The following is a 21,485-nucleotide window of genomic DNA, read 5'->3' on the forward strand; positions in this document are numbered from 1 at the left end:
TACCTTTTTAGCTTATAGTTGCAATCAAAATCCTTGTAACTATAGGCTGTGATGAGGGCGAGGCACTTTTCGTTTATACGTATTGAAAAATCATACATATATTTAGAAAAATGAGGAATAATACCATTGTATTAAAGATGTTAGAAAAAAAGTACATGCAGTCAAATAAATATTATTGACAAAATTCTTGTCTAATTGATATAATTTTAAATTTATTTGACAAAAAATGTTGGATCATGTATACTATTGTATAGTGAGGTGGGGTGTTTAAATGGCGAAAACGTTGCTGGATATTAAACGTGAACTGGATGAAAATGTTGGAAAACGGATTGCGATTAAGGCAAATGGTGGAAGAAGAAAAACCATTGAACGGACAGGCTTTTTAGAGGAAACATATCCATCTGTATTTATTATTAAACTCGATGAACAGCAAAATGCTTTTGAGCGAGTATCGTATAGTTATGCAGATATCTTGACAGAGACAGTAGAACTTACGGTTTTTGAGGAAGAAGAAAAAGGGCATTCTGTGCAAGTATAATCGTAGGAATGTCATATTATTATAAATTAGCTTTCCGGGTCCAATCGGAAGGCTATATTTATTTTCTGATAAAAAATGATACATAGAAGAGAATTTCATATTTGTGCCTAGAAAGACTCATAATATAAACGTCTCACCATCTAACTTAGACAACAAAGGAGTTGTTTTACCATGGGCAGAAGACGAGGGGTTATGTCGGATCGCTTTAAAGAAGAGCTTGCGAAGGAGCTTGGCTTCTATGATGTCGTCGAACAAGAAGGATGGGGCGGCATTCGTGCTCGCGATGCTGGTAATATGGTAAAAAGAGCTATTGAAATTGCTGAAAAACAATTGGTAGCTAAGCAACAGAATTAGATGGGAGACAGCCGGAGCATTCGCTTCGGCTTGTTTCATATTTTGAAAAGATATCTTGCTCCAGCGTCTAGCGACTAGCGAGCATTCCCTTACCGCCTTACGAGAAGTTAACACTGGATGACTATCGTTCACTGTGTTGCGCTTACTTTCCGGCGTAAGGACTGGAACCTCAATAGTTTAATTTATTTGTTCTATGCGGACTGAGAGGCCCTTATTCTGATTAAAACATCAAATTTGGATATTTCCCGGACTCATAGGCCTTTATTTAGTCAAAATTACTTAAAAATATCATTAATATTAGTATATAAGGGCTTATGAGTCCTCTAAATCAAAAGTAACTAGATTTTCGACAAAAATAAGGGCCTGTGTGTCCGCTAACTTAAAATCGAGAGGATGCCTCGAAACAATAAAAGGCTTACGTTGGAACCGTCGCTAAACGGTCGTTCGGCTTATTTTATAAAAATAATGTTCGATTTGTCATTTAGTTATTGAAAATGGTAAAATAACGTAAGTGTTTGGAATTCGGTCAAGGTAGAAGGTGGATTAGGGTGGAGTTAAAAATATCGGTGAAGGCACCTGCTAAAATTAATTTATCATTAGATGTTCTAAGGAAAAGAGAAGATGGTTATCATGAAGTAGAAATGGTGATGACAACTGTTGACTTGGCAGATCGTATCGACCTTGTACATTTGGAGACAGATCAAATCATTGTCGATGTATCTGAAGGCTTTGTTCCTAACGATGAACGGAACCTCGCTTATCAGGCAGCTAAAATCTTAAAAGAGCGTTACAACATTAATAAAGGTGTTTCAATATACATAACAAAACGTATACCTGTCGCAGCTGGACTAGCAGGCGGCAGCAGTGATGCTGCAGCAACGTTAAGAGGACTTAATGAGTTATGGCAATTAAATCTTTCTCTTGATGAACTTGCTTCGATCGGTACGGAAATCGGTTCAGATGTTGCCTTTTGTGTTTATGGAGGAACTGCTTTAGCTACAGGTAGGGGCGAAATCATCGAAAGGATTCCTTCTCCGCCACCTTGTTGGGTCGTTTTAGCAAAGCCCCCAATAGGAGTTTCTACGGCTGAGGTTTACGGAAAGCTTAAAGTTGATCACATTACCCATCCAGATACGAAAGCAATGGTAAAGGCGATTGAGGAAAAAAACTTTACTGAGATATGCTCGTTACTACATAACGTCCTAGAAGATGTGACCTTTAAAGCTTATCCAGAAGTTAAGCATATTAAAGCACAAATGGAGCGCTTTGGAGCGGACGGCGTCCTTATGAGTGGAAGCGGGCCGACCGTCTTTGGGCTTGTTCAAAAAGAATCTCGATTAAATCGTATTTATAACGGTCTTCGAGGATTTTGTAGCAATGTATATGCCGTTCGTTTAATTAGTCAACAACACCTTGATAAAAACCGTACAAAAGTGTAATATTTATTTATAAATATTCGGATTTTGGTTGGAGGGTGCAATGAAAAAGCTAAGAAGAAGTGGTAGGTTAGTTGATATGACTAACTTTTTGTTACAAAATCCACATAAACTCATTTCATTAACTCACTTTTCGGAACGATATCAATCTGCTAAATCTTCCATTAGTGAGGATTTGGGGATTGTTAAAGAAATTTTTGAAGAACAGGGAATTGGTTCTTTACTTACGATACCGGGAGCGAGTGGCGGCGTGAAATATATGCCTATGGTAACAGTCGAGCAAGCGAAGGAGTATACAGAAGAACTGAATGCTCAATTATCGAAAGCTGATCGGCTTTTACCTGGTGGTTATTTATATATGATGGATGTATTAGGACAACCTCGAATTATGAACAATATCGGTCGACTTTTTGCTGCTGTTTATGGAAATGTTAAAATTGATGCAGTTATGACTGTAGCAACGAAAGGAATTCCTTTAGCTTATGCCGTTGGGAGTCATCTAGATGTTCCTGTTAGTATTGTTCGTAGAGACCATCGAGTAACAGAAGGATCGATGGTTAGTATTAATTACGTCTCAGGTTCATCCAAACGGATACAAACGATGTCGCTCGCACGAAGAAGTCTTTCACCAGGATCGAATGTTCTTATTATCGATGATTTTATGGTAGCTGGTGGGACTGTACGAGGAATGATGGACTTACTGGCAGAGTTCCAAGCAAATGTAGTTGGGATTGGTGTACTCGTTGAGTCTGAAGGCGAAGAAGAACGGCTAGTTGATAATTATATTTCAATTTCTAAAATATCGAATGTAGATATTCGAGAGAAAGAAATAAAAGTAGAGCCGGGAAATTATTTAAGTAAATTACAGGAGCGCATGAAGGAGGAAGTAAAATGAAAACAGTACACACAAGTGATGCACCACAGGCAATTGGGCCTTATTCACAAGGAATTATCGTAAATAATATGTTCTATAGCTCAGGACAAATTCCACTAACAGCAGAAGGCGATTTAGTCACGGGAAACGTCCAAGAGCAAACACACCAAGTTTTTAAAAATTTAAAAGCTGTTTTAGCTGCTGCAGGTGCTTCCTTAGATACGGTTGTAAAAGCAACTGTATTTATTAAAAACATGGATGACTTTCCACTTTTAAATGAAGTGTATGGTGAGTACTTTAGCACACATAAACCGGCACGTTCTTGTGTTGAAGTAGCGAGACTACCAAAAGACGTTCTAGTTGAAATTGAAGTTATTGCTTTAGTAAAATAAGCTTAGAAAAATAATAAATCAAGCTGACTCTAGTTTAGGTGTTCTGACTTCCCTTCTGGAAAGAAGAGTGAAGTATATTCCTATATCTAGGTCAGCTTTTTTATTGGTTTAACACATACGTTCTTAACCTCCGATTACAGTGCGAGGTAGAGGTTAGGCTCTTCGTTGAAGCGTGTAAAGTACAAAGCTTTAATGGACCGGTCTCCTTACTATCCAAACCTCATGTCAAAAGTAGATAGATATACGCTAAATTATGAACATTTTGTGAACAAATTTGTAAAACCAAAAAAAAATTATAATTTTCTTACAAAAAAAAAGGAAATGAAGAGGAAATGGCGAAATAAATAGATGTTGATTTACATTGAAAAAAGGTGGTGACATTCATGGAAGTGACAGATGTGAGACTACGCCGTGTCAACACGGAGGGACGTATGAGAGCGATTGCTTCAATTACGATCGATAACGAATTTGTTGTACATGACATTCGTGTAATTGATGGCAATAATGGATTATTTGTTGCAATGCCAAGTAAACGAACTCCGGATGGGGAGTTCCGTGACATTGCTCATCCAATTTCTTCACAAACTCGCGAAAAAATTCAATCTGCTGTTCTTGCTGAATATGAGCGAGCAGGTGAAACTGAAGGAGTCGAATTCGAAGAAGCTGGTGCCTAAACATAGGTTTAGATAGAGGCTGACTCAGACAAAAGTCAAGCAACTTTTCCCGTACTTTCAAGTGCTAGTAATAGTGCAAAGAGTACTAGTTGGGAAGAGAGCGGACATTTGTGAGTCAGCCTCTTTTGATTCTAATGACAAAATAAGTGACAAATCTGTGAAATTCAAATTACTGCATATTTGCGTACAGACTAACCAGTCACTGGCATTTCCCCTTGTTTTCCGACGTGATTTCCGACCTTAGTAAACGGAGTTTATCTTGAAATAAGACCGTATTTAAGATATATTCTTAATGGAATAAAACTGTGGAGGGTAAACATGAGCAATCGATTTGCGGTCATTTTAGCCGCGGGACAAGGAACACGTATGAAATCAAAGCTTTATAAAGTTCTACATCCTGTTTGCGGAAAACCGATGGTACAGCATGTTGTAGACCAAGTCAAGCAACTGCAATTTTCTGATATCGTCGTCATCGTTGGCCATGGTGCTGAGCTGGTAAAAACACAATTAGGTGAAGATGTAACCTATGCGCTTCAGGCAGAACAGTTAGGGACAGGTCACGCCGTGTTGCAAGCTGAACAGCTATTAGCAGCAAAAGAAGGAGTGACTGTTGTTTTATGTGGTGATACGCCTCTTGTGACAGCAGAGACGATCGAAGGTTTGCTTTCTTATCACGAACAAGAGAGTGCACTAGCGACTGTATTAACAGCTCATGCAGAGGACTCTACGGGATATGGACGAATCGTCCGAAACGAAAGTGGTCTGGTTGAACGAATTGTCGAGCATAAAGATGCTTCAGAGGAAGAAAAAACGATCCAAGAAATAAATACAGGTACGTACTGTTTTGATAACCAGGCATTATTTAAAGCGCTTCAAAATGTAGGAAATCAAAATGTGCAAGGGGAGTACTATCTTCCTGATGTCATTGAAATCCTAAAGGATGCTGGGGAAAATATTGCTGCTTATCAGACGCCTTCTTTCGATGAAACGTTAGGTGTAAATGACCGTGTAGCATTAGCTGAATCAGAACGGATTATGAAGGAACGGATTAATAAAAAGTGGATGAGAGAAGGAGTTACTATTATTGATCCTTCTAACACTTATATTTCTGCTGATGCTGAAATTGGGCAAGATACTATTATCTACCCAGGAACAATGATTATGGGGACGACAACTATTGGCAGTGACTGTGTAATTGGTCCTCAATCAGAAATTGTGGATAGTCAAATTGGTAATCAAACAACGATTAAACAATCGGTTGTCCATAAAAGCTCAATAGGAAATGAAGTCTCCATTGGCCCATTTGCTCATATTCGACCGTCATCTTCTATTCAAGATGAAGTACGGGTAGGCAACTTTGTCGAGATTAAGAAAACAACGATGGGGTTAAGAAGCAAAGCTTCCCATTTAAGTTATATCGGCGATGCCGAAATAGGTACAGATGTAAACTTGGGTTGTGGTTCAATAACCGTAAATTATGACGGTATAAATAAATATTTAACAAAGGTTGAAGATGGTGCGTTCATTGGTTGCAATAGCAATTTAATTGCTCCAGTTACAGTTGGGAAAAATGCCTATGTCGCTGCAGGTTCAACGATAACAGACGATGTACCAGGCGAAGCACTTTCTGTTGCACGGGCAAGGCAAGTGAATAAAGAAGGCTATGTATCAAAAATTAAAGATAAAAAGAAGAACGACTAAGTGGTTGGAGGTAAAACAACAATGCCCAAATATGGTGATCCAAGTTTAAAGGTATTTACATTAAATGCAAACCCAGAATTAGCTCATCAAATTGTCGAGCATATCGGAATTCCGATGGGAAAAAGCTCTGTCACAAGATTTAGTGATGGTGAGGTACAAATTAACATTGAAGAAAGCATCCGTGGTGGAGACGTTTTCTTAATTCAATCCACAAGTGCTCCAGCTAATGAGCATATGATGGAACTTCTTATTATGATCGATGCTTGTAAACGCGCATCAGCTAAATCGATCAACGTTGTATTACCGTATTACGGGTATGCACGTCAAGATCGTAAGGCCCGTTCGCGTGAACCAATTACAGCTAAACTTGTAGCAAACCTTTTAGAAACTGCCGGAGCTTCTAGAGTATTAACACTTGATTTACACGCAACACAAATTCAAGGATTCTTTGATATTCCTGTCGATCAGTTAATGGGTGTACCGATCTTAGCTGACTATTTTAAAGGCAAAGAATTAGATGATGTTGTTGTTGTATCTCCAGACCATGGCGGCGTTATTCGTGCGCGTAAACTTGCTGATCGTTTAAAAGCACCAATTGCGATTATTGATAAGCGCAGACCAAAGCCAAATGTAGCAGAAGTGATGAATATTGTTGGTAATATCGAAGGAAAAACAGCGATTATTATTGATGATATTATTGATACTGCAGGTACGATTACATTAGCAGCAAATGCTCTTGTAGAGCATGGAGCTAAAAATGTATATGCATGCTGTACTCACCCTGTACTTTCAGGTCCAGCAATTGAACGCATTCAAAACTCAAAAATTTGTGAACTTGTTGTCACGAACACAATTCCTTTGGGGGAAGAAAAGAAAATTGATAAAGTTACCGAATTGTCTGTTGCTCCATTAATGGCAGAAGCAATTATTCGAGTTCATGAAAACACGTCAGTTAGTACGTTGTTTGATTAAAAATTGTAAGGCTGCTTAGTTTATTCACTTTATTTGTTTGAATTACTATAAAAAGGGAAAACCTTATATAGAGGAATGAAAAACAAGTTAGAGGTGATTCGAATGGCAGTAGCACTTCAAGCAACAACACGTCCAGACTTGAAAAATTCAACAAAGAGGAAATTTAGGGAAGACGGCCAAGTTCCTGGGATATTATACGGGAAAAAAATTGAGAGTCAACCAATTGCCGTTGACCAAATTAACTTTGTAAAGTTAATAAGAGATGAAGGACGCAATTCTATTATTTCACTTGATGTAAATGGGAAGAAGCATGAAGTAATGGTGTATGATATGCAGGTCGACCCATTAAAAAATGAACTTGTTCACATTGATTTCTGTGCGGTCGATATGAGTTCTGAAGTCGATACAGAAGTAAAAGTTCATCTTGTAGGGGAAGCACCAGGTGTAGGTGAAGGTGGAATGGTATCTCATTTAGTTCACCAACTATCCATACGTGCATTACCTTCAGAGATTCCATCAGAAATTACAGTGGATATATCGAACCTGAATATTGGTGACTCTATCCAAGTGAAAGATATAATGGGTCAGCAGTCTGTAGAAATTACGAATGACCCTGAAGAAACGATTGTCACCGTTCTTGTACAACCAGCGGAACAGGAGTCCGGCCAAGTAGAGGAAGAAGGCGAACCTGAAGCTGTACAAGGCGATGAAGCACAAACAGAAGGAAATGAAGAGCAGTAAGAAACTAAAGGTATAGCCTACTTAAAGGTTATACCTTTTTCTAGAGAATAAAGGGGAAAACCTTTATAGCAGAATATAGAGTTGAGGAGTTGGAGAAATGAAGCTGATTGTCGGACTTGGTAATCCAGGGATAAAATATGAAAATACGAGACACAATGCTGGGTTTATGGTGATCGATGAATGTGCCAAATCGATGGGTATTGAACTAAGTGAAACGAAGTTCAAAGGTGTGTATGGCTCAGCGGTTATAGACGGAGAAAAAGTCTTTCTTTTAAAGCCGCTTACATATATGAATTTATCAGGAGAAAGTGTTCGTCCATTTATGGATTATTTTAAGATAGATCTTGAAGATGTACTTATTATATTTGATGATATGGATCTTCCGGTTGGACAAATCCGATTGAGGCAAAAAGGTGGCCATGGTGGTCATAATGGGATAAAATCATTAAATGCGCATTTAGGTACTAACGAATTTAAGCGTATTCGAATTGGTGTTGAACGCCCAGATCCAGGTGTGAGTGTCGTTAATCATGTACTTGGGACTTTTCGAGCGGAAGAGAAGGATGCACTTGATCAAGCGATAAGCAAAGCGACGGAAGCTTGTCGATTTTGGCTGAAAAATGAATTTCCAAATGTCATGAATCAGTATAATTAGAACTATGGATAAGTGCTGAATAGATTACCTTAATGTGGAGAGACTAGCAATAAGACTGTCAATCGTCAAGGAGGAAAATCTATGGCTATTCATTACCAATGTCGGCATTGTCAATTAGATCTAGGTAAGATAGAGGAACACACGCTCACATCTACACAATTAGGTTTTGATCACTTAAATGATGTGGAACGAAAAGAGATGCTTCATTATGATGGTAATGGCAATATCCATGTAAAAGTCATCTGTGAAGACTGTCAAGAAGCTTTAAATAGAAATCCAGATCTCCACCAACTTGAATCTTTTATTCAATAATGCAGTAAAATCAAAACAATGTTTTACAGCTTTGGTTGAAAAGCCAAAGCATTTTTCTATTGTAAGATCCCTGTCTACTAACAGTTTTATAATCCTAGGGATTTAAAAAGAAACATAAAATAAAAAAAAGGGAAATACGATTACTACATAGAAAATACAAAAGAACTGTAGAATAGGTACAACCATAGTATCAGTATGTTAATAATAGATGGTCGGAAGTAATAGGGGGAACATCCATGTTTGGCTTACAACAATATATATTAGAAAGTGACGAGATTAAAGCGGTTTCAACCAGTGTTGAAGCAGGACTTTCAGAGCAATTAATCACAGGGCTAACAGGTTCAGCAAGAACCCTGTTTTTATCGGCACTTTACCAGGATATTGAAAGTCCTCAGCTCGTTATCACTCATAATCTTTTTCAAGCTCAAAAATTATATGAAGACCTTTCCACACTTGTTGATAGCAGCAAAGTGTTTCTTTATCCTGTCAATGAGTTGATCTCATCTGAAATAGCAATAGCCAGTCCTGAAATGAGAGCTCAACGAATTGAAGTGTTAAATCAGCTTGTTAATGGGTATGATGGAATCGTTATTGTACCAATGGCAGGTTTCAGACGGTTATTACCACCTGCTCAATTATGGAGAGAAAGTCAATGTCATTTAAAAGTCGGTACAGACATTGATTTTGAGATATTACTGAAAAAATTAATAAAGATTGGCTACGTCCGAACAGACATGGTTGCTTCGCCAGGGGAATTTTCTATTCGTGGAGGAATAGTAGATATTTACCCCCTCACTGAAGAGCAGCCTATTCGCATTGAGTTTTTTGATACTGAAATCGATTCACTTCGTTATTTTAGTGTTGAAGACCAACGCTCACAAGGACAATTGGACGAGATTGTAATTGGTCCAGCGAACGAGCTAATCTTAGATGAAGAGCATTATGTTAAGGGTGCAGAGCGTCTGGAGGAAGGGTTGTCACAGACGTTAAAGAAAATAAAGAACAAAACAGTAAAAGAAAAAATCACTCAACATATATCCTATGAAGTGAGTCAATTAAGACAAAAGATTGCCTTCCAAGGTATGAACAAATACATGTCCTTATATTACGATGAAAAATCGACAATTCTTGATTATGCTAGCAAAAATAGTGTCATAATCATCGATGAGATTAGTCGTGTCCAGGAGATGGCGACAAATTTAGAAAAAGAGGAAGCTGAATGGTTAACCGCTCTGTTAGAACAAGGAGAAGTTATCTCAGATTTGGAAATGTCTAGATCATTTGAAGGTTTGTTAAACACAGGCAGGTTTCCAATCATTTACTTATCACTATTTCTAAAGCATGTACCTTCGACCAATCCAAAAAATATTGTCAATATTAATTGTAAGGCCATGCAAAACTTTCATGGGCAATTACATCTGCTCAAGACGGAGACCGATCGCTGGTTTAAATCGAAATGGACTGTCCTTTTTCTAGCGGCAAATAAAGACCGCGCTAAAAGGCTTCAACATGTTCTGGACGATTATAAAATAGAAGCAGAATTAATAGAGGAGAAGAGTCCGCTTTTACAAGGTAGAGCGCAAATTTTTACTGGGACTTTAAATAGTGGATTCGAGCTACCGCTTCAAAAGCTTGTTGTGATCACTGAAGAAGAAGTTTTTACAAAGAAAATAAAACGCTCGCAACGAAAACAGAAAATTTCTAATGCAGAACGAATTAAAAGTTACTCCGAGTTACAAGTGGGTGACCTTGTCGTTCATTCGAATCATGGAATTGGGAAGTACTTAGGAATTGAAACACTTGAAATTAACGGAACACATAAAGATTACTTAAATTTAAGGTATGCAGGAAATGACAAGCTCTATGTTCCGGTTGAACAAATTGATCAAGTCCAGAAGTACGTAGGTAGTGAAGAAAAAGAACCAAAGATCTATGCTTTAGGTGGTAGTGATTGGAAGAAGGTAAAGCGTAAAGTTCAATCTTCTGTCGAGGATATTGCCGATGATCTTATTAAACTTTATGCAGAACGAGAAGCAAGTGTTGGACATCCATTTTCAAAAGATGGGATAGAACAACAAGAATTTGAAAACTCATTTCCATATCAAGAAACAGAAGATCAGCTACGTGCTATTGAGGAAATTAAAGAAGATATGGAAAGACAAAGACCGATGGACCGTCTTCTTTGTGGAGATGTAGGTTACGGTAAGACTGAGGTGGCTATTCGTGCAGCATTCAAGGCAATTATGGATGGGAAACAAGTTGCTGTACTTGTACCGACAACGATTCTTGCTCAACAGCATTATGAGACGATCAAGGAGCGGTTCTCAGAGTTTCCGATTGGAATTGGTGTACTGAGTCGCTTCCGTTCCCGAAAAGAACAAAATGAAACGATAAAAGGGTTAAAAGCTGGTACAGTTGATATAGTCGTGGGAACTCATCGATTATTATCGAAAGATGTCGTGTACAAGGATCTAGGCTTACTGATTGTTGATGAAGAACAGCGGTTTGGCGTTACACATAAAGAAAAGATTAAACAGTTAAAATCCAACGTTGACGTTTTAACATTAACTGCAACGCCTATTCCGAGAACGCTGCATATGTCGATGTTAGGTGTTCGTGATCTCTCTGTCATTGAAACCCCGCCAGAAAACCGTTTTCCAGTTCAAACATATGTTGTTGAATATAACGCTTCGCTCGTAAAAGAAGCGATTGAACGAGAGTTGACAAGAGGTGGTCAAGTTTACTTCTTGTATAACCGTGTGGAAAGTATTACAAAAATGGCAGACCAAATATCAATGCTTGTCCCAGATGCGAGAGTTTCATTTGCGCATGGTCAAATGAATGAGCGTGAATTAGAGTCGATTATGATTGACTTCCTTGAAGGAAACAGTGATGTGTTAGTTACGACTACTATTATTGAAACGGGTGTAGATATTCCAAATGTTAATACGTTGATCATTTATGACGCAGATAAGATGGGCTTATCCCAGCTTTATCAAATAAGGGGCCGGGTAGGTCGTTCTAATCGAGTTGCTTACGCTTATTTTACGTACCAGCGGGATAAGGTCCTTACAGAAGTTGCTGAAAAACGTTTACAGGCAATTAAAGAGTTTACGGAGCTTGGTTCTGGATTTAAGATTGCGATGCGTGATTTATCAATTCGTGGTGCCGGGAACCTGTTAGGGGCTCAGCAACATGGATTTATCGAGTCTGTAGGATTCGATCTTTATTCACAAATGCTGAAAGAAGCGATTGAGGAGCGAAAAGGAGACAAACCGAAAGAACCTCCATTTTCAGTTGAAATCAATATGTTAGTGGATGCATATATTCCGGAAACCTATATACAAGATGCTAAGCAGAAAATAGAAATGTATAAAAAATTCCGTGGCGTCGAAAATATGGAAGACCTGTCAGATTTACAAGATGAGCTCATCGACCGTTTTGGGGAATATCCTGAGGAAGTTGCTGACCTATTAAGTATTACGAAACTCAAGCTCTACGCAAGAGAAGAGAAAGTAAGTGAAATTACGCAAACGAAAGATAACTGCACATTAATGATCACAGAAGAGGAAAGTAAGCGAATCGATGGGGCTAAGTTGTTTGAGTTAGTGAATCAACTTGGGCGAGCGGTTACTTTAGGAACTTCTGGCGATAAGATTAAAGTTGTAATTAAAACAAAAGGGATGACGAGTAAAGATTTACTTTCGACTTGCGAAAGGCTTTTAAGTGAACTCAACCTTGTCAAAAAGCAAAAGTAAGCTTGTATTTCTAATTTTTCACAAAAATTGGAAATAGAAACTTGACAAGAAATATGAAAAATTGGTGAATAGTTCTTTTCCAAGCAATAGATAATATAGACAAGACGAATTCAACATTTGTGGATGGTTTTTCAAAGGTTAAAAAAACTAAATGAGGTTTTTTAACAACCATTTCCTATGCTACTACATCATTAGAAAGTGAGGCATCTAGGTATGAAAGCTACTGGAATTGTTCGTCGCATTGATGATCTAGGTCGTGTTGTCATCCCCAAGGAAATCCGACGTACGTTGAGAATTCGAGAAGGGGATCCGTTGGAAATCTTCGTTGATCGAGACGGTGAGGTTATATTAAAGAAATATTCACCTATTTCAGAGTTAGGTGATTTTGCAAAAGAGTATGCTGAAGCTCTTTACGACAGCTTAAGCCATACTGTACTTATCGCGGACCGTGATACATATATTGCTGTATCTGGAGGTTCAAAGAAAGAGTATTACAGTAAGAGCATTGGTGAAATTGTAGAAGCTACGATGGATGAGAGAAAATCTAAAGTAGAGGTTTCAGCAGGAGAGTTCAATATTGTAGGTGACCATAAAGAAGATGTAAAAGGTTTAGTTGTTGCACCTATTATTGCTAATGGTGACCCAATTGGTGCAGTGGTCATGTTTAATAAAGAAGAGACTTTTTCAGGTGAGGTTGAGCAAAAATTAGCGGAGACCGCGGCCGGATTTTTAGCACGACAAATGGAACAATAAGAGAAAAATAACTCTGACAGGAAGCTTACGCAATGTAAGTAATTGAAAGCGAAATTATTTAATATCGTAAGCTTAAAAAGAAGGGGGGATGATATCCCTCCTCTTTTTTTATTCACAGGTAAACTATAATAAGTGACTAGCGATATCTCGCTAAACGGGTGCTTACGCGGCTCGTGTGAAGGCCCCCGAAATTCTTATCGGCTGTCTGCTAACTAACCGTTGCGGCTTTTCATAAATGACAGCTGTGACTATGTACTGTGTAAATAACCGAATATCGATGTACTGTGATATAATAGCGATTAGTTTTATCCTGTTTGACCCGCATCGCGTGTGGGCCTCAAGTAAACACTCAAGATGGGGGAGGAGAATGGTTTGTGGCTCAACATGGTGAACAAACGAAGAGAGTATGGCAAGGCGCAATAATATTAACAGTTGCTGCGTTACTAACAAAAGTGCTAAGCGCCGTGTACCGTATCCCTTACCAAAATATTGCAGGTGATGTCGGTTTTTATGTATATCAACAAGTGTATCCTTTTTATGCAGTTGCATTTATCTTATCCATTTATGGCTTTCCTGTCATCATTTCAAAGGAGCTTTCAAGCCAACAAAAAAATAAGAAAGAACAGACGCTTTTATCAACCTATTTCTTTGCGCTTATTTTAATCTCAACTGTAACAGGTTTATTATTGTTCTTCTTAGCTGAGCCGCTTGCAAAATGGATGGGTGATCCACTGCTTACGTCTCCTCTACGCGTAACCGCTTTGACATATTTCATTGTTCCAATTCTTTCTGTTTTTCGTGGCTATTTTCAAGGCCAGGAATGGATGACACCTACAGCTGTTTCTCAGCTAACGGATCAAAGCCTGCGTGTCATTTTAATCTTAGTTTTAGCTTTCGTCATGATGTTTTTAGGGTATGGTCCTTATGGGGCGGGGCTAGGGGCAGTCATTGGGTCAGTACTAGGAGCAGTAGCAGGTGCGATTTGCTTATTATTATATTATCGTCAAAATAAGAAAAGAAAAGGAATTTCAATACGTTTAGGGAAAGTAAATAAAGATTATATATTACCCTTTGTAAAAAACAGCGTCCTTTTCTCGATGACCATTTTAGTAATCGTCTTTATTCAGCTTATCGATAGTTTAACGGTACTGCGTTTATTACTTGAAAGCGGTGTTCATATAGAAGTTGCTAAAGTATCTAAAGGAATTTACGATCGAGGTCAACCTTTAATTCAGTTAGGAACCATTGTCGCTACGGCTTTTGCGTTAACTATTGTACCAATGATATCAAGAGCAAAATCTTTAAGAGATCAAACTGAAGCAAGGCAGAAAACAGAATTAACACTTCGTTTAACTTATGTGTTTGGCCTATTAGCATCGGTAGGATTGGCCATTATTATTGAACCAACTAATCACCTTTTGTTTACAAATCGTGAAGGTTCAAACGTTCTATTTATTCTAGCGTTTTCGATTATTTTTGGAGCACTCGTTATGACATCAGCAGCGATCCTTCAAGGATATGATAAAGGGCATATTGCAGCTAGACATATCGTCATCGGGTTAGTGATGAAAGTTCTCAGTAATGTATGGCTCGTTCCTTTACTTGGGACAGCAGGTGCGGCAATGTCAACGACGTTTTCTTTAGCGGTTATTGCCTGTTTAAATATCGTCATCATATATAAATTGGATGGAGCTGCCCCAATCAAACGAAAACAGTTCTTCGGCATCGTTTTTACAGTAATTATAATGGGAGTTTCAACGTTAGTTTGGAGAAGCGGGTTAGAGTATGTGCTTGATGAGTCCTCACGAATAATAGATGGTGTAATTGCATTGTCTAGTGTATCTGTGGGAGGAATTTTGGCGATTTATTTAATTATAAAGTTGCGAGTGTTTTCTGAGAATGAAGTATCTATTATTCCTGTTCTCGCTAAACTATACAATGTAATTAATCGAAGGAGAGATTTGTAGTGAAAAAAATAACGGTCATTGGCTTAGGGGCTGGTGAGCTTGCTCAATTATCACTAGGTACCTATCAAATCCTAAAAAAGGCGAAACCGCTCTTTTTAAGAACAGAGAGGCACCCGGTTATTGAAGAGTTAAAAAGCGAAGGTTTAACGTATTCATCATTTGATGATGAGTATGAAAAGCATGAGCGCTTTGAAGAGGTCTATCGATCGATTGTCGAATTACTTATAACTGAACTAGAAACGCAAGCGGAAGTTACATATGCAGTACCTGGCCACCCATTAGTTGCAGAAGAGACGGTCCAACTTTTGTTGAAGGAAGGAAAAGAACGTGACATTCAAGTAGAGATCGAAGGAGGACAAAGCTTCTTAGATCCAATGTTCAATGCGTTGAAAATTGACCCGATTGATGGGTGTCAGATTGTGGATGGAACCCAGTTAAGAAGAGAAGACTTGCAAATACGCCAACACATCATAATTTGCCAAGTATATGATGCGTTTATTGCTTCGGAAGTAAAGCTTACGTTAATGGAATTACTGCCAGACGATTATGAAGTTAGTGTTGCAACAGCAGTTGGAACGTCAAAGGAAACGATTATCACGTGTCCACTGTATGAACTTGACCACGTGACTGAGCTGAACAACTTAACGGCTGTTTACGTTCCTCCTGTAGAGAATGATCAACTATTGTATAAAGACTTCCAAAAACTAAGAGAAGTTATCGCTACATTAAGAGGACCAGAAGGCTGTCCATGGGACCAAGAACAAACCCACCAATCATTGAAACCTTTTTTGTTAGAGGAAGCGTATGAAGTGTTAGAAGCCATCGATGAAGAAGATGACGATCACTTAGTAGAAGAGCTTGGTGATGTTTTGCTTCAGGTGATGTTACATGCACAGATTGGTGAAGATGATGGATGGTTTACAATTGATGATGTCATTCAATCGATTACGGAAAAAATGATTCGCAGACATCCTCATGTCTTTTCCAATCAGGATGCAAAAGACGCCGCCGAAGTTGTTGCCAATTGGGAAGAAATTAAGCGGAAAGAAAAGCAGGATCAAGGAAAAAAATCTGCGTTAGATGGAATACCAAAAAGTATGCCAGCTCTAATGAAAGCTTTTGAAATACAGAAAAAGGCTGCAAAGGTAGGATTTGATTGGGATGATGCTGCTCCAATGTGGATGAAACTTCAAGAAGAAATCGGCGAGTTCTTTACCGAATTAAAAGTGAATAATGAAGAGAAGAAGAAAAAGGAACTAGGGGATATACTCTTTGTTGTCGTTAATTTAGCACGGTTTTATAAGATCAACCCAGAAGAAGCACTACATATGACGAATCAAAAGTTCTCAAGTCGATTTAAAGCCATTGAAGACCAGCTAACAGAGGAAGGTTTAACTTTCGCAGATGTTACATTAGAAAAGATGGATGAAATTTGGGAAAAAAGTAAAGAAAAGTTTCAATAAAAGGAGGAATTTCTAGTGAGGTTGGATAAGTTTTTAAAGGTGTCAAGATTAATTAAGCGTCGCACGCTAGCTAAAGAGGTATGTGATCAAGGAAGAATTACTGTAAACGGACATGTCGCAAAAGCGGGAACAAATGTCAGTGTAGATGACGAGCTAGTTGTTCGTTTCGGACAAAAGCTCGTAACAGTGAAAGTAGAAGCTATTAAGGATACAACGAGAAAAGAAGAAGCAAGTATGATGTATAAAATCATTAAAGAAGAACCCGTAGCAACATCCGAATAGGAAAAATAAACAGCTTGTTCTATTCTTTATCCTCTAATCATAAATTTGTAATAAATGACGTGTTGAGGAGGAGTCAGAATGGAACAGAATTACGAGTTTGGTACACCGATGGGGCATGCAAGACAAACAAAAGAACATGACATTACGTTACGGGGTCGAAAAAAGCTGGATATCACCGGTGTAAGACAAGTAGAAAGCTTTGATAATGAGGAGTTTTTACTAGAAACAGAAATGGGCTTTCTATCAATTAGAGGGCAAAACCTGCATATGAAAAACTTAAATGTTGAGCAAGGGCTAGTTTCGATTGAAGGTAAAATCTTTGACCTTGTATACCTTGATGAAAGCCAGGGCGGAAAAACAAAAGGCCTGTTTGGGAAGTTATTCAAGTGAGCTTAACTATCCAATTTTATACAATGTTATCAATGGTGGCTGCAGGCACTTGGCTTGGGGCTTCTATTGATACATATAGGAGATTTGCCAGACAGCCTCGGCCTAAATGGTCATGGATGACGATATTCAATGATTTCTTATTCTGGTTAATTCAAGGTCTTCTCATTTTCTATGTTCTGCTCAAAGTCAATGAGGGTGAAATGAGATTTTATATCTTTCTTGCTCTTATATGCGGGTATGCTGCCTATCAGGCCCTGTTTCAACGGATTTATTTACGAAGCTTAGAAACTTGCATCCGTGCATCTATTGCTATTTATCGTTTTGTTCGTGCACTTATTATCAGTATCTTCATCAATCCTATTAAATGGCTATTGAAACTCTTATATTCCTTGGTTATCATGGTAATATCACTAGTATTATCCATATTCATGTTTATCTTTAAGGTCATCTTTAAACCGCTTAGCTGGCTTGGAAAAATAGTATACAAGCTTTCTAGGTTAGATCGACTAGTGAATAGTATAAAGAAGAGTAAATGGGTGAAAAAAGCAGTTGCCTTATGGAAGTATATACGCACCCGTGGCAACAAGGGGGATGATTAATGGTTACGGAACGAAAGCGAAAGGTAAGGGAGTTGGATGCCAGCTTCAATCGGGCGCAGGAACAAGTGTCGGAAGAACAGCTTCGTAAGAAAAGAGGTTTATTTCGCCGTTTAACAGCACTCGCAGTGATTGTAGTCACCCTTAGTATCGTTGCTTTTATGACTATTCATACTCAAGCTCAGTTAATAGATGAGAAGACGGAAGAGAGAAAAGCGCTTGAGGCAAAGTTAGAAGCGCTGCAGCTTGAACAAGTTTATCTCGAACAAGAGATTGAAAACTATAACGACTTAGAGTATATAGCAGAAATTGCAAGGCGAGATTACTTTTTAGCTAAGGATGGGGAAATTTTGTTTAAATTACCTAAATTATCAACAGATTGACACTCTTTTTCCGCATCAAGTATAATTTATAATATAAGTGTGTTTTTAAAAGAAGGCATTACGTGCTTAATCTTTTGAAGCATCTCTATAAAACATTATTTTATTTGTTTTTTAAGGAGGAGCAATTTTTAACATGTCAATCGAAGTAGGCAGCAAGTTGCAAGGTAAGGTAACGGGTATTACCCATTTTGGGGCATTTGTGGAGCTGCCAGGAGGTACTACTGGTCTGGTTCATATTAGTGAGGTCGCTGACAATTATGTAAAAGACATTAAAGAAGTCTTAAAAGTAGGCGATGAGGTTCTAGTTAAAGTTGTCAATGTTGAGCAAGATGGAAAGATCGGACTTTCAATCAGAAAAGCTCAAGAACGCCCTAAAGAGGAGATGGCAAGCCGTCCTCCTCGTCCGGCCCGACCACCTCGCCCAGCAAGATCTGGAGGAAATTACGGTAAAGGTGGAAATAGTGGTGCGCGCAACCAGCGTCCATCCTTGTCTTTTGAAGATAAAATGAATCGCTTCTTAAAAGATAGTGAAGAACGTCTCTCCACGCTAAAACGCCAAACAGAGTCGAAGCGAGGTGGTCGAGGCGCTAGACGTGGGTAAGTCTTGCTGCCGGCTTTTTAATAAAATAAATGAAAGGCAAGCGTTATACGCTTGTCTTTATTTTTTTCAATAATCTCCTATCTATTTATAAATACAGTGTTGACAATAGTAGGATATCTATTATAGAATAAAACTTGTCGTTAACATCATATTTATATTATGGCGGTGTAGCTCAGCTGGCTAGAGCGTACGGTTCATACCCGTGAGGTCGTGGGTTCGACTCCCTCCGCCGCTACCATACATATTAATGACCAAACTGTATCCTTATAGGATGCGGTTTTTTTTGTTTTTGCAACCATTATATACTAAAAAGCTTTCGTCATAACTATCGGTGATAAGTCACTGTTTTTGCAATTTTTATAAACTTTGCTGTCAATCTAGTCTTAGTTATGGGTAAGAATGGAAATCGAGCGACCATTTACACGAAAGGCGTCGAAGACTTTTTTCTATTCGACTTGTAATTCTGACAAAAACTGAATCCAACCTATGTTTATAATGAAACCACGAAAATTAACCGTGGGGTGTTGCGAATGTTACGTAGAGTTACAAAAGGAGTTATTGAGCCCGTTCGTGGTTTGGCATTTCCTGACAAAGCATTGACGTTAACTACATCAGCAACAGAAAAAATCAAAAAGGGAACAAACATTGTGTTCTATCAATGGGGACTGCTTATTTTTGTGGTTGGTTTTTTACTTGGACGAGCTATGATCCTATCGGAAATCACACCATTTGTCTTACCTTTTGTTGCTGCTATCTATGTATTAAAACGGGACAAGTTAGGAATTGCAGCACTTGCAGTATTTGCAGGGGCAATGACACATTTGGTAGAGAGCAGTTGGTTTGTACTAACCTCACTGTTAATCTTTATAATCTATCAAAAAGTAGTCGAGAAATTTAATGACAATACGACAAAGGTCTTACCTTTTACCGTTTTCTTTGCAAGTCTATCCGCACGCATTTTATTGACGTTTTTTATGCAAGGACAAATCACGAGCTATGATTGGATGATGGCTGGAGTAGAGGCGAGTCTAAGCTTTATTCTTACGATGATTTTTCTGCAAAGTGTACCGTTAATTACAGCCAAACGAAGTCAACAGCCGTTAAAAAATGAAGAAATTGTTTGTTTAATTATATTATTAGCATCCGTAATGACAGGAACGATCGGTTGGATGATTTATGATTTAACAGTTGAACATATACTAGCCCGGTATCTAGTTTTATTATTTGCATTTGTGGCTGGGGCGGCAATAGGATCCACAGTAGGTGTAGTTACTGGTTTAATATTGAGTTTGGCTAGTGTGGCCAGCCTTTATCAAATGAGTTTACTCGCTTTTGCTGGTCTTCTTGGTGGATTATTAAAAGAGGGAAGAAAGATAGGGGTAAGTATTGGTTTGCTCATCGGTACTCTCCTGATTGGGTTGTATGGTGAGGGGTCAGAACATGTATTAGTTACTGTGATGGAGTCAGGTGTAGCCATTGCTGTTTTTCTTATTACACCAAGATCATGGATTAGTAAACTAGCTCGCTACATTCCAGGTACAGTAGAGCATTCCAAGGAACAACAACAATACTTGCGAAAAATAAGAGATGTTACTGCTGGTAGAGTAGAGCAGTTCTCCCATTTATTCCAAACCTTATCGAATAGTTTTTCATCGACATCTGCAAACGTAGAAGTAGATGATGTTGAAAAAGAAGTTGATTATTTCCTAAGCAATGTTACGGAAAAAACATGTCAGGCTTGTTTCAAAAAAGACCGTTGCTGGGTAAATAACTTTAATAATACTTATGAGTCGATGTACAAGATTATGAATGAAGTTGAAAAAAATGGTGAGATTAAAGATCCTATTTTCAAAGCAGAATGGAAAAAGTACTGCGTGAAACATGAAAAGGTTGTTCATGTTGTCCGGAATGAGTTAGGTCAATTTCAAGCGAACCAGAAGCTCAAAAAGCAAGTATTAGAAAGTCGAAAACTGGTAGCGGATCAGTTACTCGGTGTTTCTCGAGTAATGAATGACTTTGCAAAGGAAATTCAAAGAGAAAAAGAGGCTCATTATGTTCAAGAGGAGCAAATACTAGAAGCGTTAAGAAGTGTTGGATTAGAAGTAGGACATATTGATATTTATCAACTAGAACAAGGAAATATCGAAATTGAAATGAGTGTTGCTAATGATGGCGGCCATGGCCAATGTGAAAAGGTTGTTGCGCCGATGCTTTCTGACATATTAGGAGAGACCATAATTATTAAAAATGAGGAACGAGGTTTTTATCCGAACGGCTATAGTCATGTTTCGTTCGGGTCAGCCAAAAAGTATGTAGTTGAAACCGGAGTGGCTACAGTTGCAAAGGGCGGAGCCTATGTTTCTGGCGATAGTTATTCAACGATCGAGTTAGGTTCTGGAAAATACGCAATTGCGATCAGTGATGGAATGGGTAATGGTGAACGTGCCCATTTGGAAAGTAATGAAACATTACAACTCTTGCAAAAAGTGTTGCAGTCAGGAATTGAAGAAACTGTGGCAATTAAATCTGTGAATTCAGTTTTATCGTTACGGACAACAGATGAGATCTTTTCAACGCTTGATCTAGCAATGATTGATTTACAAGACGCTAATGCAAAGTTTTTAAAAATTGGTTCTATCCCTA

The 21,485-nt window shown here is 38.3% G+C and carries 21 protein-coding genes and 1 tRNA gene; all 22 read left to right on the forward strand.

Translation table 11 applies throughout. The features are described 5' to 3' along the window. Positions 1–271 precede the first annotated feature (271 nt). On the forward strand, positions 272–538 hold the full coding sequence (gene veg / locus AC2VNP_RS20130) for a biofilm formation stimulator Veg (RefSeq protein ID WP_418201231.1): 267 nt from the start codon (positions 272–274) through the stop codon (positions 536–538). A 171-nt stretch (positions 539–709) separates the two neighbouring features. After that, positions 710–892 (forward strand): small, acid-soluble spore protein, alpha/beta type, encoded by a 183-nt coding sequence (locus AC2VNP_RS20135; protein WP_486919033.1) that lies wholly within the window; start codon positions 710–712, stop codon positions 890–892. Positions 893–1,440: 548 nt separating this feature from the next. Next, positions 1,441–2,331: a 4-(cytidine 5'-diphospho)-2-C-methyl-D-erythritol kinase gene (gene ispE, locus AC2VNP_RS20140; RefSeq protein ID WP_486919034.1), complete on the forward strand. Its 891-nt coding sequence runs from the start codon at positions 1,441–1,443 to the stop codon at positions 2,329–2,331. A 40-nt stretch (positions 2,332–2,371) separates the two neighbouring features. Further along, complete coding sequence (purR, locus tag AC2VNP_RS20145) at positions 2,372–3,223, forward strand: pur operon repressor (protein WP_486919035.1); 852 nt, start codon at positions 2,372–2,374, stop codon at positions 3,221–3,223. Continuing rightward, positions 3,220–3,594 carry a RidA family protein gene (locus tag AC2VNP_RS20150; RefSeq protein ID WP_275120583.1) on the forward strand — a complete coding sequence of 125 codons (375 nt, stop codon included), beginning with the start codon at positions 3,220–3,222 and terminating at the stop codon, positions 3,592–3,594. Before purR ends, AC2VNP_RS20150 begins: the two co-directional genes overlap by 4 nt. A 383-nt stretch (positions 3,595–3,977) precedes the next feature. Next, positions 3,978–4,268, forward strand: coding sequence for a septation regulator SpoVG (gene spoVG, locus AC2VNP_RS20155; protein WP_075388474.1), 291 nt, complete (start codon positions 3,978–3,980; stop codon positions 4,266–4,268). A 318-nt stretch (positions 4,269–4,586) separates the two neighbouring features. Then, positions 4,587–5,969, forward strand: a complete 1,383-nt coding sequence (gene glmU / locus AC2VNP_RS20160; protein WP_486919036.1) for a bifunctional UDP-N-acetylglucosamine diphosphorylase/glucosamine-1-phosphate N-acetyltransferase GlmU — start codon at positions 4,587–4,589, stop codon at positions 5,967–5,969. Between the two features lie 21 nt (positions 5,970–5,990). Continuing rightward, a complete protein-coding gene (locus AC2VNP_RS20165; RefSeq protein ID WP_486919037.1) occupies positions 5,991–6,941 on the forward strand; it encodes a ribose-phosphate diphosphokinase in 951 nt (316 codons plus the stop codon). Between the two features lie 102 nt (positions 6,942–7,043). Next, complete coding sequence (locus AC2VNP_RS20170; RefSeq protein ID WP_486919038.1) at positions 7,044–7,682, forward strand: 50S ribosomal protein L25/general stress protein Ctc; 639 nt, start codon at positions 7,044–7,046, stop codon at positions 7,680–7,682. A 97-nt stretch (positions 7,683–7,779) separates the two neighbouring features. Then, a complete protein-coding gene (gene pth / locus AC2VNP_RS20175; RefSeq protein WP_486919039.1) occupies positions 7,780–8,337 on the forward strand; it encodes an aminoacyl-tRNA hydrolase in 558 nt (185 codons plus the stop codon). 81 nt (positions 8,338–8,418) lie between these two features. After that, positions 8,419–8,649, forward strand: a complete 231-nt coding sequence (gene fin, locus AC2VNP_RS20180; RefSeq protein WP_486919040.1) for an anti-sigma-F factor Fin — start codon at positions 8,419–8,421, stop codon at positions 8,647–8,649. A 236-nt stretch (positions 8,650–8,885) separates the two neighbouring features. Beyond that, a complete protein-coding gene (gene mfd, locus AC2VNP_RS20185) occupies positions 8,886–12,407 on the forward strand; it encodes a transcription-repair coupling factor (protein ID WP_486919041.1) in 3,522 nt (1,173 codons plus the stop codon). A gap of 213 nt (positions 12,408–12,620) precedes the next feature. Beyond that, positions 12,621–13,160 (forward strand): stage V sporulation protein T, encoded by a 540-nt coding sequence (gene spoVT, locus AC2VNP_RS20190; RefSeq protein ID WP_486919042.1) that lies wholly within the window; start codon positions 12,621–12,623, stop codon positions 13,158–13,160. A 374-nt stretch (positions 13,161–13,534) separates the two neighbouring features. Then, positions 13,535–15,127 (forward strand): putative polysaccharide biosynthesis protein, encoded by a 1,593-nt coding sequence (locus tag AC2VNP_RS20195; RefSeq protein ID WP_486919043.1) that lies wholly within the window; start codon positions 13,535–13,537, stop codon positions 15,125–15,127. Then, positions 15,127–16,590: a bifunctional methyltransferase/pyrophosphohydrolase YabN gene (gene yabN, locus AC2VNP_RS20200; protein ID WP_486919044.1), complete on the forward strand. Its 1,464-nt coding sequence runs from the start codon at positions 15,127–15,129 to the stop codon at positions 16,588–16,590. Before AC2VNP_RS20195 ends, yabN begins: the two co-directional genes overlap by 1 nt. Positions 16,591–16,605: 15 nt before the next feature. Then, positions 16,606–16,872: an RNA-binding S4 domain-containing protein gene (locus AC2VNP_RS20205; RefSeq protein ID WP_486919045.1), complete on the forward strand. Its 267-nt coding sequence runs from the start codon at positions 16,606–16,608 to the stop codon at positions 16,870–16,872. A gap of 78 nt (positions 16,873–16,950) precedes the next feature. Then, a complete protein-coding gene (gene yabP / locus AC2VNP_RS20210; RefSeq protein WP_275120571.1) occupies positions 16,951–17,262 on the forward strand; it encodes a sporulation protein YabP in 312 nt (103 codons plus the stop codon). After that, positions 17,259–17,861 carry a spore cortex biosynthesis protein YabQ gene (yabQ, locus tag AC2VNP_RS20215; protein WP_486919046.1) on the forward strand — a complete coding sequence of 201 codons (603 nt, stop codon included), beginning with the start codon at positions 17,259–17,261 and terminating at the stop codon, positions 17,859–17,861. The genes yabP and yabQ overlap by 4 nt, the downstream gene beginning before the upstream one ends. Continuing rightward, entirely contained in the window at positions 17,861–18,241 is a 381-nt protein-coding gene (locus AC2VNP_RS20220) for an FtsB family cell division protein (RefSeq protein WP_486919047.1), read from the forward strand. Before yabQ ends, AC2VNP_RS20220 begins: the two co-directional genes overlap by 1 nt. A 133-nt stretch (positions 18,242–18,374) precedes the next feature. Beyond that, positions 18,375–18,842, forward strand: a complete 468-nt coding sequence (locus tag AC2VNP_RS20225) for a S1 domain-containing RNA-binding protein (RefSeq protein ID WP_275120568.1) — start codon at positions 18,375–18,377, stop codon at positions 18,840–18,842. 161 nt (positions 18,843–19,003) lie between these two features. Further along, positions 19,004–19,080, forward strand: a tRNA-Met gene (locus AC2VNP_RS20230). Between the two features lie 292 nt (positions 19,081–19,372). Beyond that, positions 19,373–21,485 (forward strand): stage II sporulation protein E (gene spoIIE / locus AC2VNP_RS20235; RefSeq protein WP_486919048.1); only part of this gene is annotated, 2,113 nt, incomplete at its 3' end.

It is taken from the genome of Alkalihalobacterium sp. TH-98 (assembly GCF_057473385.1).